The organism is Acidimicrobiia bacterium, from assembly GCA_035471805.1.
GTDB lineage: Bacteria > Actinomycetota > Acidimicrobiia > Spongiisociales > JAHEDJ01 > JAHEDJ01.
Genome location: DATIPS010000013.1, coordinates 16812 through 30787, shown reverse-complemented (window position 1 = coordinate 30787; position 13976 = coordinate 16812). Strand labels below are relative to the sequence as shown.

The 13976-nt window shown below is 63.9% G+C and carries 12 protein-coding genes; 4 read left to right on the top strand and 8 right to left on the bottom strand.

From position 1 onward, the window contains the following. From VLT15_02935 to VLT15_02920, 4 genes are all read right to left on the bottom strand, one after another. Nucleotides 1-533: hypothetical protein (locus VLT15_02935; GenBank protein ID HSR44173.1), on the bottom strand; the 533-nt coding region annotated here is incomplete at its 3' end. Between the two features lie 476 nt (nt 534-1009). Beyond that, the gene (locus VLT15_02930) at nt 1010-1483 is read right to left on the bottom strand and encodes a nitroreductase/quinone reductase family protein (protein ID HSR44172.1); all 474 of its coding nucleotides are present in this window, start codon (nt 1481-1483) and stop codon (nt 1010-1012) included. Between the two features lie 193 nt (nt 1484-1676). Next, nucleotides 1677-3458, bottom strand: coding sequence for an acyl-CoA dehydrogenase (locus VLT15_02925; GenBank protein HSR44171.1), 1782 nt, complete (start codon nt 3456-3458; stop codon nt 1677-1679). Nucleotides 3459-3726: 268 nt separating this feature from the next. Then, a complete protein-coding gene (locus VLT15_02920) occupies nt 3727-4275 on the bottom strand; it encodes a CGNR zinc finger domain-containing protein (GenBank protein HSR44170.1) in 549 nt (182 codons plus the stop codon). 96 nt (nt 4276-4371) lie between these two features. Between VLT15_02920 and VLT15_02915 the strand changes: the two genes are divergently transcribed. From VLT15_02915 to VLT15_02905, 3 genes are all read left to right on the top strand, one after another. Then, nucleotides 4372-4533: a hypothetical protein gene (locus VLT15_02915; protein ID HSR44169.1), complete on the top strand. Its 162-nt coding sequence runs from the start codon at nt 4372-4374 to the stop codon at nt 4531-4533. Nucleotides 4534-4536: 3 nt separating this feature from the next. Next, nucleotides 4537-5448, top strand: a complete 912-nt coding sequence (gene yedA / locus VLT15_02910; protein HSR44168.1) for a drug/metabolite exporter YedA — start codon at nt 4537-4539, stop codon at nt 5446-5448. 262 nt (nt 5449-5710) lie between these two features. After that, complete coding sequence (locus VLT15_02905) at nt 5711-6421, top strand: DUF4386 domain-containing protein (protein ID HSR44167.1); 711 nt, start codon at nt 5711-5713, stop codon at nt 6419-6421. Nucleotides 6422-6529: 108 nt separating this feature from the next. Here VLT15_02905 and VLT15_02900 read toward each other — a convergent pair whose 3' ends face one another. The 3 genes from VLT15_02900 to VLT15_02890 form a co-directional block, all read right to left on the bottom strand. Then, the gene (locus VLT15_02900; GenBank protein ID HSR44166.1) at nt 6530-10009 is read right to left on the bottom strand and encodes an adenylate/guanylate cyclase domain-containing protein; all 3480 of its coding nucleotides are present in this window, start codon (nt 10007-10009) and stop codon (nt 6530-6532) included. A gap of 292 nt (nt 10010-10301) precedes the next feature. Further along, nucleotides 10302-10934, bottom strand: a complete 633-nt coding sequence (locus tag VLT15_02895; protein ID HSR44165.1) for an ATP-binding protein — start codon at nt 10932-10934, stop codon at nt 10302-10304. 218 nt (nt 10935-11152) lie between these two features. Continuing rightward, on the bottom strand, nt 11153-11707 hold the full coding sequence (locus VLT15_02890) for a nitroreductase/quinone reductase family protein (protein HSR44164.1): 555 nt from the start codon (nt 11705-11707) through the stop codon (nt 11153-11155). Nucleotides 11708-12413: 706 nt separating this feature from the next. Here VLT15_02890 and VLT15_02885 point away from each other — a divergent pair. Continuing rightward, entirely contained in the window at nt 12414-12770 is a 357-nt protein-coding gene (locus VLT15_02885) for a hypothetical protein (protein HSR44163.1), read from the top strand. A 237-nt stretch (nt 12771-13007) separates the two neighbouring features. Here VLT15_02885 and VLT15_02880 read toward each other — a convergent pair whose 3' ends face one another. Beyond that, nucleotides 13008-13304, bottom strand: a complete 297-nt coding sequence (locus VLT15_02880) for a hypothetical protein (protein ID HSR44162.1) — start codon at nt 13302-13304, stop codon at nt 13008-13010. Nucleotides 13305-13976: the final 672 nt, after the last annotated feature.

The window sequence follows — 13976 nt, the reverse complement described above, 5'->3', positions numbered from 1 at the left end:
GGGAAGCGCCCAAAGGCGAGGCGGCTCTTCCAATCCGGGGTGTGGTCGTAGCGGCCTCTGGTCAGTAGCCGGCTGCCGCCATCGTGGCCGGGTTGGACGGCAAACTGCCATGTTGACATTCCCCAGCTGTCCCCGGCACCCGTGCCGGCGGGCGACCCGAAGAGCACCAGGGCGTTCGGAGGATCCACCACCTCTATTCGCATCGGCGGTGCGGTCGGATGCAGGTAGATGTCTTCCCCGACGGCCGGATGCTGGTGGTCGGGGAGGATCTCTGTCGTGTTGGTGATTCTGCAGCCGGCGATGTTCTCGAGCGTCTGGTAGGTGTAGAAACCGGCGCGGCCTTGCCCGATTTGGGCGAGCCAGGGCCATACGGCCTCGGGGGATGCATCGACGGCGATTCCCAGCGTGTACGACCACTTGGGATCGGTCACCAGGTCGTCGCCCGGAAGGGTATCAACCGCCTCTGTCTCCACCGTTCCCCACCGCAGCCGCCTTCGCCCGATGAAGGGGGTGGCGACCAGATTGAACACCATGAGGGCGGCTCCCTCGAGCGCAGCCGGAACGCCGACACCCGGCGAGCGTGTGGTGCCGCGTCCGATGTCCGGGTCCGGTCCGGCCGCTACGTTGCCCTCCTCGCTGTCTTCTCAGTCATCTTGCCTCAGTGCGGGTTTGCAATACCAGGGCCGGAGGTCCTGAGGACGGACGCGATGGCGCCACACAAGGCGTCGGCCGACCCGCTACCAGGGTTGGTCTTTCCCCTTTCGAATCTGGTCGATCGGGTGGGTGGTAACGGCTGAAGCTGCCGGCGGGTGGTGACTTCCCGCCCGTGGCCGAGCAGATCTCGACCGGACGAGTTACTCACCGACGTGGAAGGTTAGACGCGGCTGCGGGGAGGCCGACTCCGATGCGATGGCGGCGAGTCTGGAACTCCGCGAAAGAATCATGCGTGAGGAAGTAGCAACTCACCGCGGACATGTGGGCTCAACGGCCGGGCAGGCTCTTGCCGAGGTCACTCACCGCTTCCCGGCAGTGGCTCGAGCACTACAACCGCCGTCTCGGTGGGCCGGCGCGCCGCATAGGCATCCAGATCGGAATCGATTTCGCGCCACCGGTCCCAAAGTCGGGCCCTTTCTTCGCCATCGGCGGCGCGGCCGGTGACCTTGCGTTCGCCCGTGGGGAGACCGACGCTTGCTTGCGGTTGTGCCTGGAGATTGAGCCACCAGGCGGGCTCGGCTTCGCCCCAACCGTTCATTGCCATGGTCACGAGGTTCGGGCCATCCTCGAAGTAGCCCACTATCACGTTTCTCTGGCGGCCGCTGCGCCGTCCCGTTGTCGTTAGACGCATCATTCCGTATCGGTCACCTTCCGGTCGTCTCAGCCCGAATCGACCCCCGGTCATGCGGTACAGGCCACGGTGGACCCGCCACGCAAGACGGATGAACCATCGTGGAGGAAGTCGCGGTTCTCTAACATCGTCCGACATCAGTGCTCCTTGTTTCGTCCGGCCCGGCTTCCGCACGGATCATCCGCTCGCATTGGGAACCTTGCGACACCCTTCTTGTCGGAGTGGCCCCAGCCGGCGCGCCGCCGACGGGTGGTTTGCAACTCCGCAAGAACAGAGGCTGCTGAGCTGCTCCAGGGGATCACCGTGCTTCGTCGCCACATCCGTCTTTCAGCTAGAAGGCCGCCTCCGCCATTTCCATCGGCGCCAGCGTGGTGTTCATGAGGACGGTGCGGCTTGCAGCCAGTCGGGGAAGGACGGTCCGGTTGTACCAGTCGTTTGCCGCCACCTTGCCCTCGTAGAACGCCCGGTCCTCGGCGGACGATGATTCGAGGGCCTCGACGGCAATCTCGGCCTGCCGCAGCAGCAGCCAGCCGACCACGAGCTCGGCGAGTGCGGACATGAACGGGGTGGCGTTCAACCCGATCAGGTAGATGGACTCGCCCAGGAAGCCGACCATCTTTCCGAGCATTCCCTCGACGTCGTCCAGTGCCTGGGCGAGCCGCATGCGGTGGTCCTCCAGCTGCCCGTTGCCCTTGGCGGTGACGCGGATATCCTCGAACAGCCGCCCCACGGTCGCCGCCTGGTCTTTGGCGATCTTCCGGAAGACCAGGTCGAGGGCCTGGATACCGGTGGTCCCTTCCCAGATCGTGTCGATCTTCAGGTCGCGGAGGTATTGCTCGATGGGATAGTCGCGCATGTATCCGGATCCTCCGAACACCTGCATCGATTGTGCCAGGAGCTCATAGGATTTCTCCGATCCGTAGCCCTTGATGAGGGGGACCAGCAGTTCTCTCCTCTTGGCGGCGTCCTCGTCGCCGGCATCGAGACACATCCGGTCCTCGAGGGAGGCGGCGTACAAGAACATTGCACGCAGTCCCTCGGCGAAGGCTTTCTGGTCGAGCAGCATGCGACGTACATCGGGATGACGGATGATCGGCACCGGGGACGCCGCCGGGTCGATAGCTTCGGCGAGATCGGCCCCCTGGACGCGCACCCTGGCGTACTCCAGCGCATGCAGGTAAGCGGTCGACAGGGTCTCGAGGGCCTTGCCACCGAAGAAGACACGAGCGAAGTCCATGATGCGAAACATCTGGCGGATTCCCTCGTGAACCTCTCCGACCAGCACACCCCGGGCAGGCTTGTGCTCTCCGAATGTGAGCTCGCAGGTGGCGGACCCCCGAACGCCCATCTTGTCCTCGAGTTTCGTCGCTACGACTCCGTTGCGTTCCGCAAGCGAACCATCCTCTTCCACCCAGAACTTGGGGACGAAGAACATGCTCAGTCCCCTGGTGCCGGGGACGGCCCCCGCGGGTCGGGCGAGAACCATGTGCATGATGTTCTCGGGCCAGTCGAACTCACCGCTGGTTATGAAGCGTTTGACGCCCGTGATGTGCCAGGTCCCGTCCTGGGCCGGAACGGCTTTGGTTCGCCCGGCGCCGACGTCGCTCCCTGCATCTGCTTCGGTGAGCACCATCGTGGCACCCCAGCGGCGCTCCACCATGGGGACCAGGAAGCGCTGTCGCTGTTGCTCGGTGACGACCGGGTCGAGCAACGCCGCCCAGGTAGGGGCGCTCGTGAAACAGAGGGCGGCGGGATTGGCACCGAGGAACATAGAGCTCACCGCCCACATCAAGCTCTTCGGAACGCCCATACCGCCCAGTCGGTCGGGCAGCATCAGCCGATGCCATTCTCCATCGAAATAGGCGTCGATGCTTCGCTTGGTCCCGACCGGCAGGTGCACCTCACCGTTCTCGAGTGTCAGATGCGTGCGGTCGCCCTCGGTGAAGCTCTCGGCGAATACGTCGGCTGCCATTCGAGCCGCCTCTCGCAGGAGGGTTCGTGCCGAAGCCTCATCCATCTGGCTGAAGGGGCCGGCGCCCATGTGCTCTTGGACGCCCAGCATTTCGAAGAGATTGAACTCGATGTCCCGTACGTTGCTCCGATAGTGACTCATGATCCACCCCCAAGGCCGATCCGAGCACGCCAAGGCGAAAACCCACACCGGCGCGATTGAGCTCCTGTACTAGTTACAACATACCGCCGGGATATCGACGCGCTAGGGCCTAGATGCCTTTCCAGGTACTGGCGAGGTCGCCGGCAGGTTGAACTGCCGTCTTCGGCTCTCCAAGAGACCTGCCTCGGCACGGCGGTTCCGGTTGGCGAGCTTTGGCTCGTTATGCGGTGGCCCGGCCTGAGTTGGCCGCCGGCCTCTGCCGCAGCGACTAACAGCCGTCGGCCTGTTCCGCTCGCCTGGCGCGGTAGGCGCGTTGGGCTTCACGGTTTCCGCAGACGTCCTGGGTGCAGTACCGGCGCGAGTGGTTGCGGGACTTGTCGACGAACACGTCCTCACACGTCGAACTATCGCAGGTCGAGAACTGGCGCAGTCCGTGCCCCCGAATCTCCTGTAGGAGCTGCCCTGCCGCCTCGGCAACAAGCTGGTTGCCAAGCCCGCCCTTCGGGTCGGCAAAGGCAAAGGTCCAGCCGCCATCCTCTTCCACCAGACGTGGCTGTGGACCGGCAGAGGCGAGGAGATCGTTGAGGGCAGCCACCGCTGTGGCTTCGTCATCGGCCAGGACGGCCTCTCTGAGCAGAGGTCGAGCACTCCTGACACGATGGAGGTCGTCAAGCGTGCTCGTCACCCGTCCAAGGCCGTGTTCTTCAGCGAAATCGGCCAGGGCGACGGCCGTGGCGAGCAACTCCTCGCCTGCGTGAACGTCATACGTGTTCACGAGATCGATGGCCAGAGCCGCTCCAGTTGAGTAATGAGCCATAAACCTGTTGACTCCTTATATCGGGGTTGATATGATAAGGACTCAAAGCCAGTATGACTCATTATGACGCATCTGGCAAGATCCAAGGAGAAAACAGTGAACCCGTTCACCGCCGAAACCGCCCTGGCTCTTCACCATGCCAAGGAGCGTGAGATTCAGAAGAGGATCCGGCTGGCGGCCAACCTTCCCCGCTCCTCGAGGCGCCGCCTCGCAACTCGAGGTTCGTCGCCGGCTCGCCAACTCCGACCGGCTTTCTAACGAGTGACACGTCGTACGATCGCGGCGCTTGGTGCCGTCTACCTCATCTGGGGATCGACCTACCTGGCCATCAAGTACATGGTCATCGGATTCCCGCCGCTGCTGGGAACCGGTATCCGGTTCCTGGTCGCCGGAGCCGTCCTGTATCTGTTTTCAGCCCACCGGGAAGCCCGGCTCACCTTCGGGCAGTGGTGGATGGCCGCTCAGCTCGGTGCGCTTCTCATCGTCGGCGGGACAGGCATGGTCACAGTGGCTGAATCAACCGGGATCGGATCCGGTCTGGCCGCCACCGCCGTGGCCGCCATGCCGCTGTGGGCCGGTCTGATCGCCGGTGTTCTCGGAAAATGGCCCAATCGGTGGGAGTGGTGGGGTCTGGCGGTGGGGATGGCGGGGGTGGTGCTGCTGGGACTCGAGGGAGACTTCTCCACCAACCCGACCGGCGCGATCATCATGCTCGTTGCCCCGATCAGCTGGGCGCTCGGGTCGATTCGTAGCAGCCGGGCGAGCCTCCCCTCCGGGATGGCCGTCATCGCCGCCGAGATGCTGACCGGTGGCGGGCTCCTCATGGCCATCGGCATCTCCACCGGAGAACACATCGCCTCGACGCCTCCACTCGAAGCGTGGCTCGGCCTTGCCTATCTGACGGTGTTCGGGTCAATCGTCGCATTCAGCGCCTACATGTATCTGCTGCGCAGGGTACGCCCGGCCCTGGCCACCAGCTACGCCTACGTCAACCCGGTCGTCGCGGTGTTCCTCGGACTCACCATCGGCTCGGAGTCACTCACCGGCGAAGGCCTGATCGCTCTTCCCCTCATCTTGATCGGCGTGGGCCTAATCACCGCAGGAAGAACGAAGGCGGCCCGGCCGGCTCCCAATGAGCAACGTGTCCCCGCCGAATCGCTCTTGGAAACCTGAACGGTTGCCAAACCGGCCTCGGGCCGCGCACCGCCGGCCGCGCATTCGGAAGCAACGAGGCAGCCGTGGGCTCGACCCGGACACAGCCGTCTCCTCCTGATCGGGGTGACGACACTCGTCGTCTCAGTTGGTCGCGTCGGGTGGGCTGCGCTCCTCCCGCGGTGCATCAGCTGCCGGGCGGCGGTCGGATCGGTGACTGAACCATCCCGACGCGCCCTGTTTGCTCGCTAGGGTGTCTGGCAGCCAACTGTGGAGGTTTGCCATGTCAGCACCTGTTTCGACGGCTCGATGGACTGGTGTTTTCTATCTCGGCCTCGCTGTGGCGGGAATCGTCGGATTCCTGCTCGTTCGTGGCGAGCTGTACGTGGCTGACGACGCCGGCGCAACGCTGGCCAATTTGGTAGATCGGGCTTCGCTAGCTCGGTTGGGCGTCGCTGCCGACCTGACCATTGTGCTGACTCAGGCCCTGGCGGCGCTGTGGTTCTTCAAGCTGTTCCGCAGCGAGGACAGCTTCGCTGCAGGGGCGATAGCCGCATTTGGGTTGGTCAACGCCGCCGCGATCCTTGTCGCAACTGCCTTCTCGGCGACCGCCCTGGCTGTGGCGGGCGACGCGAGTCTTGCCCCGGGCGCCGATCAGGCTGCAACGGTCCAGATCCTCTACCAACTCAATGGAGTCGCCTGGAACGTTGGAGGGCTCTTCTTCGGGCTGTGGCTCATCCCGATGGGTTATGTAGTCGTAAGCAGGCGGGTGATGCCGGTTTTGCTCGGATGGGTGTTGATTGCCGGGGGAGTGGCGTATGTGATCGCCACCTATCTGACCGAACTCGCTCCGGATGCTCCGTCGGCGATCGGTGATGTGCTGACCGGGATTGCCACCATCGGCGAGGTCTGGATGATCGGGTACCTGCTCAGTTTCGGTATCCGCGCTTCGGGTGGGCTCCCGGATGCCGGTGGTACTTCGGCAGCCGGATGATTCGAGCTGGGCAGGCGACCGAATGCCGGGTCGCTCCTCCACACGGGCTACGGCTGGTCGGAGGAGGCGTCGCGGCCCCACCGTCTGGACCGGTCGAGTGCCGGCCTTTCAGCCGGTCTCGGCCGTGTCCCTCATCGACGGCCATACTTCGGTAAACAAGCTGAGGTAGCCGTTGGCCCCGTGGGCGGTGAACCACTCGAAAGCCTCTCCGGCTGCGGTGCGTGCCTCCGGCCGATCCGGCATCAGTTCGCCGTACAGGGCTCGCACGACCATGGCCCAAAGCGTCCCGTCCGTCGCCTCACACAGGTCGATTGCCTCTGAGAAGTGACGCACGGCCTCGTCGGCTTTGCCCGTGAGTGCCGCTCGCGCTGCCCTGGCCACGCGGTCGATGGATACGAAGCGCTTGCCGACGGGTACGCGGTCCTTGCTCCAATGGACATCCAGACGATCGACGTCGCGCAAGCGTATTGCCGACCACAGCGGCACGACCCAGACGTGCGCTTCCGGGAGCCGCCGGTCCTCCGGTGCCGAAGCGGCCAAGTCGAAGGCGCCTACATTGTCTCCTCGTAGGAACAGCAGAAGGCTTCGCTGGCTGCCGACCCAATCGTCCAGTTGTGGCTCCTGCGTATCGGGTGCGGCATTCAGGTAGTCGTTCGCTCTGTCCAGATGACCGACGGCGCCCGTCAAGATCCACTTCAGCACCTCAACGTCGGCCGCCGTTGTCGGCCGCCACCACGTCTGCTCTCCCAGTTCGAGGCTCTCGAGCAGCGATACCGCCTCCTCGAACCGGCCGGTTGAGATCAGGTTGTCCGCCTTCCTGGTGGCGGATCGGACGATGTAGTCAAACACGCCGATTCGCGCAGCGATCTCGTGGAAGCGATCCACGATCTCCGGACTGGAGAGACGACCGTTGACGGCTCCGACTACGAGGAAGTTGTTCAAAGCTCTTGCTTCGGCGACGGGTGAACCTACCTCGGCTGCCAGCTGGATCGCCCCGGCGAGCAAGGCCAGCGCTTCGTAGACTCGGCCCAATCCCGAAACGGCAGTACCCCGCGTGTTGAGCGACTCGACTACCACCTCCAGATTGCCGGTCGCCTCTGCAGCCACCAGAACATCGCGTGCGACGTCGGCCGAGCGCTGCATCTCCGAGGCCAGCATGTACGCGCGGGAGAGTTGCGCTCCGAGCAGCAACATCTCCGGCTCCGTCGCTCTACTCGCCTCGAAGCGCGGAGCCATCACCGATACGGCATCTGGGGGGCGTTCGGCCGAGAGTATTGCCAGGCCGAGGATGCGGGTGCATCGGATAACGTCGGCCTCCTCGCCGTTGGCTTCCTGCCAGGCCAGCGCGGCGCGTCCCAGGTCGATGGCTGCTTCGTAGCTAGCGATCTGAGTTGCCGCGAGCGAACCCAATTCCAGAAGCGCAACCCGCCCTGTCTCGTCTCCCGGTATCTCGAGGGCTTGTTGCACAAGTCCGAGGGCCTGTTGGTGGGAATGCAGATCGAACGCTCGTTGTGCGGCCGCCAGCATTGAGTTTCGAGCCGTGGTGGACAACTCTTCATCGGGGCCGGTCTCCAGAGCGCTGAGGTAATGACTGGCCACGATTGCCGCCGACTCTGCCAAACCGATACTCTCATAGTGTCTGGCGACGGCGATGTGCCTGCGTTTACGATCCTGCCGTGACAGCCGGCCGTAGGTGACCTCACGAATCACGCTCTGCACGAACTGATATTGACCCCGTTCGGGGGATCGGGGATCGTCATCGAGGTGCAGGACCTCCTCGCGCACCAGCCGGGCGAGTGATTCTTCGATTGTCTCGGCCGGACTGTCGGAGAGAACTCGCAGGGCGTCCGCAGTAAACGACTGTCCCAGCACGGCGGCGTCCTGAATGATGGCTCGTTCGTCCGGTCCCAGACGGTCGATACGGCTCGCGACGACCGCGTGCAACGAGTCGGGAACCGTGAGCGACTCGACGTCGGAGATCTGACGATACCGATCGCCATCCCTGACCAGGTCTCCCGAAGCGACCAGGGTGCGAACATATTCGACCGCGTACAGCGGCACGCCGGCGGCGGCGCCGACCACGAGTTCGACGGTCTGATTCTCGATTCCCGGCGCCATTCCCCCGACCAGGCTCCTCATGTCGACCTCAGCCAGCGGCCCGAGGTGGGCCGACATGAAGCCTCTCCTCGCGGTACCCCAATCCGGATGCCGTTCGAGCAGTGCCGGGCGGCCGAGGGTCACAACCAGGATCGGGTGAGAGGAGGATCGTTCGACCAGTTCGACGATGAAGTCCAGTAGTCCTTCGTCGGCCCAATGCAGATCCTCGAACACCAGCACGGCCGGGCCCCGTCGGGCAACGTGCTGGAAGAAGGTCCGGAGGGCGGCAAAGAGATCTGCCCGATCACCTACCGGCATCGAATCAAGCCCGAGCAAACCAGCGACCCGGGGTGTGACCCAGTGCGTTGTCTCGGCGTCCTCCACGAACTCTGCGACCGTAGTCTGGAGTTTTGTTCGGGCCTTCAACGGATCGTCGGTTTCGGCAATGCGAGCCCGCTGTCGGATCATCTCGCTAAGGGCCCAGAAGGTGACACCGTCACCGTAGGCCGGGGAGCGACCCTGGTGCCAGTAGAACGTCTCGGCGAGTCCATCGACGTACTTCAGAAGCTCCCAGGCCAGGCGACTCTTGCCTATTCCGCCCTCCCCGATGATAGAAACCAGACGGGCCCGGCCCTCATGGGCCGTGGCGTGCAGCTGATCCTTGAGCAGCCGCAGTTCGTACTCCCGTCCAACGAACGGCGGCTCCAAACCGTCCGAGCGGCGCTTACCGCCGCGTTCGGCCACGATCTCGACGGCCCTCCAGGCGGCGATGGGGCCGGCCTTGCCTTTCAGTTCGTGATCTCCGGCCCGTTCGAAGCGAATAGACGCGCCGGTCAGCTCCTTGGTCGAGTCCCCGACGAAGACGGAACCTGGTTGAGCGACCGACTGCAGGCGGGCTGCTGTGTTGACGATGTCTCCGACGACCATCCCGGTCTCGTTGCCGCCCGAGCCGACGCTCGTCTCTCCCGAAAGAACCCCGGCTCGGAGAGCGAGTCCCGGGATCCCGATGTCGTGACCCAGTTCATCTATCGCATCGACCAACTCGATCGCTGCGCGCACCGCCCGTTCTGCGTCATCCTCCAGAGCCACCCGTGTTCCCCAGAACGCGGTGACGGCATCGCCGATGAACTTCTCGACCTCGCCGCCGAATCGCTCGATGATCTGCTGTGCTCGGTCGAAGTAGCGAGTGAGCATCGCCCGGACTTCTTCGGGGTCGTGCTCTTCGGTGAGTGTGGTGAACCCGACGAGGTCGGCGAACAGGACCGAGACAAAGCGGCGCTCGCCCGAGTCGGACGCCGGCGTCTCGCGCGGCGCGGCAGCCGCGGGAACGGCCGACGGGTCTGCCAGTCCCGTCCCGCAGTTGGAACAGAACTTGAACTCAGGCTGATTGGAGGTTCCGCAGGACGGGCAAACGCGGGCGAGCGCGGTGCCGCAGTTGGAACAGAATTTGAATCCCTCTTGGTTGCGGGTCCCACACGCAGCGCAAATCATTGCCAGCGAGCATAACGCGAATGGTGTTGCTCGGCCTTCTGATTGCCGGCCGTCTCGCGGTATACATTTCGCAGCGGGGCCCGGTGAGGTGATGAATTGTGCGGGTTTCTCGAAATGGGGCGGTCCGCTGCGAAGAACGGCGTGCTGCAGGCGGGGGTTCGGGTGTCCCGAGAGGCGAGGCGATCACCGTATGGCCCGGGTGCCTTGAGCGAAACCTGCGATCGGTGGATGCCCGGAAGGGACCCGTGCGGCAGCCCCTGGCGCTCCAGCTCAGCTCAAGGGCAGACGGCACTCATGTTTGGGAAGGCAGTTGCGAGGCGCCGGCCGTCGAGTGAGAAACCCGTTCCAGGACGAATCTGAGTCGAGCCTCCGGAGTCATTACCGGCACTCGCACGACGGAGTATCCGAGCGCCGTGTAGTCCTGTTCGATCCATTGATCGAGCACGCCGGTGAAGTCGTCCTCGAATCTGATCCCGTCGAGTTCGAGCGGAAGCGGGTCGAGAACAAGAACTGTTGCGTAGCGATGCCGGAAACAATACGGCAACGCTGTATTCGGGTTCAGACCGAAGAGTCGGTACCAGGAGATCGAGCCCGGAACGGCATCGTCAAGAAAGGAAACAACGGCCGGCGGCAGGGCACTCTCCACGCTCAGTTTGATTTCGAGCAGCCGATGTTGAAGCTCTGCTCCACGCTCGTGCAGTTCATCGATGCTGACTCCGGCCGACATCTCCGTCTCGATGAACTGCCGCGCGGCCTCCGCAACCGTCCTGAAGCCTTGATCGGCGAGCATGTCGATCAGCGTCGTCTTGCCGCACGAAGGTGCGCCCGTGATCACATGCCAGTTCGTCTCCCTCGCGAACGGAGTGGCCAGAAGATCCGGGTCCAGGTCGATGGTTCTCGGCGTGTGTCGTGTATCAACCGCCATGACCTCCTCCGATCAGATGAGGCCTCCATGGTCAATTCTCTTGCCGTGGAGATTCCGGGACCAGAGCACAAAGCCCTGAATCCGCTCCATTCCCACCCCATGCACATGCAGCCGCCGACCGGAGGTTCACTGTGAACGACGGGCGGACGAAGCTGCAACGGATGTCGTGGATCTGCAGCGGGGATGGCCCCGGCGGGATACTCCGTCGTGGCGGATTGTCAGGCGGCTCGGGTGACGGGGCGCAGCAACACCAGGTTGGCGACCTTGAACTGGGTCCAGCAGGAGCAGCCGGGTTCCCCACCGGCGATGTCGATGGCCCGGTCGAGGTCTATCACTTCAGCGGTGGTCTCGTGGCTTACTCCCTCGTAGACCACTCTCGATTCGGGAGTAGCCCTCAGGTTGGCAAGCCAGTCAACGTCGGGGCCGAATGCCGCGGGGACGATGAACCCTTCGGGTGTTGAGACCATGCACAGCGGGGTCACAAACTCTCGCCCCGACTTCCGGCCCCGGTGATACACCAAAGGCTGCGTTGTTCGGCCGAAGTGGTTCGTGTACCACAACACAGGAGGGTTGAGCACCCGTGCGGCAAACCAGCGTGCCGGTTTCATGAGTGGCGCCGGCTGAAATCGCAGGATCAGTCCGAGTCCGGCCGATGCAGCCGCGATCGACCCCGCCAGAGCCAGCACTCCCATCCCCATCCTCTTCAGAAAGGGCGACATGCAACCTCCGGACCTGCCTGCCTCCACCCTCCACCCTTCGACCGTTTTGGTCAAGGGGAATACGTCACAACCCACTTGGAGCCCGATCAGGCAACGAGCTTGACGAAGGTCTCCGGTGCGAGCAGGTCGGCGAAGATGTATCACCCGACTTCCCAGCGAAGGGCCAAGCAGCAGCAAGCCCCACCGTGGACCCGGCCGCGTCGGCGCACTCAACAGAACCGCTCAGATCGGCATCCCGTGCCCGGGTCCCGGGGCACCGGTTGGCCACCGCGCAGGACGCCGGCTCATGCTGGAGAGCTCTCGATTGAGGGTTACGACATACCAGCCATAGGGCAGGCTTCAAGCTAGCCTCTAATGGCGAAGCGGCCCGAGGAGGTGTGTCACGGCGAATGATCTTCAGAATGAGGGCGAGGAGAAAGGCCGCGCGGGCACTCTTGGACGGTCTCCAACATCGTCGAAGTCTGACACCGAGGCTGATACGTGGCTACCCCTCAGGGAAGCGTCAGAACAGGCGCGCGTGAGCGTATCCGCTCTCCGAAAATGGTATCGCCTCGAGAGGATACAGAGCGAGCTTCGACCCGGTCCGACCGGCGACCAGAGATACGTGCTGCTCTCCGAAGTGATGGAACAAGCCGGTCGGCTTCACCGGGTTTCCACACCAGCCGTCCCGGTTTCTCCGGCGGCTGAACGACCTGCACAACATCCGGCACCGTCCCGGTCCGACGACGTGTTGCCGATCCCGAAAGACGCTTGGAACAAGATGATCGAGCAACTGGGCAATCTGTTTGAGGCCGGCCGGGCTCTGGCAACTGAGGCTGCCGCCCGGGCGAAGGCCGAAACCGAAGTACAGTTTCTGCGGGAGCGAGTGTCCGACCTGGAGGAGCAACTCGAGCAATCCCGGGGAACACAACCCGCACTCGACTTCGGGTCGTCCACCCCTTCTCCGTTTGTGAGACCCGGCCAGGACACCATCGACCGGATGATTGCAGCCGCTCTGGAAGCAGCAACCGCTACACCTCGGGCAACAGATCCATCGCCACCGATCTATCTGCCACCAGACGCCATGGATACTCTCATCGAGGAAGCCAAACGCAAGACCTTGGATACGGACTCCTGACGCGGGCGTATTCCCGCGGAGGAGCTGGAGGCTGAAGGGCGGCGGTGGTCTGCTGCAACTCGACCCGGTCGCTTCTCACCGCCCGGCGAGCATCGCCGTTTGCTGCCGGCGCGCAGATGGTTCCGGTTCTGTTCGGTGAGTAGCTGTTCGGAGCGGAGATGGCCGGAGTTTCCGCTGAGTGGATCTCAGGACTAAACCGGCCCGAGTTGTTGGGCCCGCGGTGTCGCAGCCGGCCAACTAGCCAGCCGTCGAGGCGGTCTTCCGGCGTTCCTTCCACTGTTGGATGAGAGCGTCTACCGGTTCGGTCTTCAGATTGGCGGCGACGTTGGCGCTCACAATGAGAGCTACGGCCACCTTGCCCCGCCTGGGAGCGACCAGCCCGGCCAGTGTGCCGGCCAGGATTGGCGTCGTGGTGGTGGCGATAACCAGCTCACCGGTCTCTTCCTTGTCCTGCTGGTCGACGATGTGGCGAATCACCGATCCGGCCACACCTCCCAGTACGGCTGCAACGAGTACTTGAATCAGAGTCCGCATACCCGGACGCTACTAGAAAAACCGAATGGGCAGGTTGTGACGGCCGGGTAGACGGAGACGGGGCGCGACCGCCCGTTCTCGAGCCTGATGATTTGCACAAGCCTCTGGTTGCAGTGCGCTCGTCCGCTGAGGGAGCTCGATCATCCGGCGGCGTATGCCCGCGAGGCGCTTCAAGAACGTCGCGGTTTCGCAAAACCGTTCCATGGGGCGCCCCAGGAGAACCGCTGCTCGCCTGCTTCGCAGGCCGCCTGGGTGGTGAACGCCCTGCGAACCTCTTGGATCTGCTTGCGCCGTCGCCACGTGGGCGTGCTGCACTCTATCGCCACGAGATCGAGTGCTCCCTTTACCCTCTGCTCCGCGGAGTAGCGTGAGAGCGGAGGTTCACCGTTCGGGGCGGTGGCGCGGAGATCGGCGAAGACGAAAGGGCGCTGTGGTGTCGGAGCCGGGGTTGGCAGAGGCAGAAGAGAGACTACGGGACCTCTTGGTCGCACCCAGGGTGCTGACGAGGAGACGGACACTGTGTTTCTGAGAGTGGACAACACGAAACCCATGAGGGGATTCGTCTTTTCGCTGGTGGTGTCCATCGCTCTCTCGGCCGCAGCCTGTACTGATGCAGGCTCTTCTGAGCCGGTCGGTCCCAGCATCTTGACGACTGCTTCTGGTGTTGCGGCG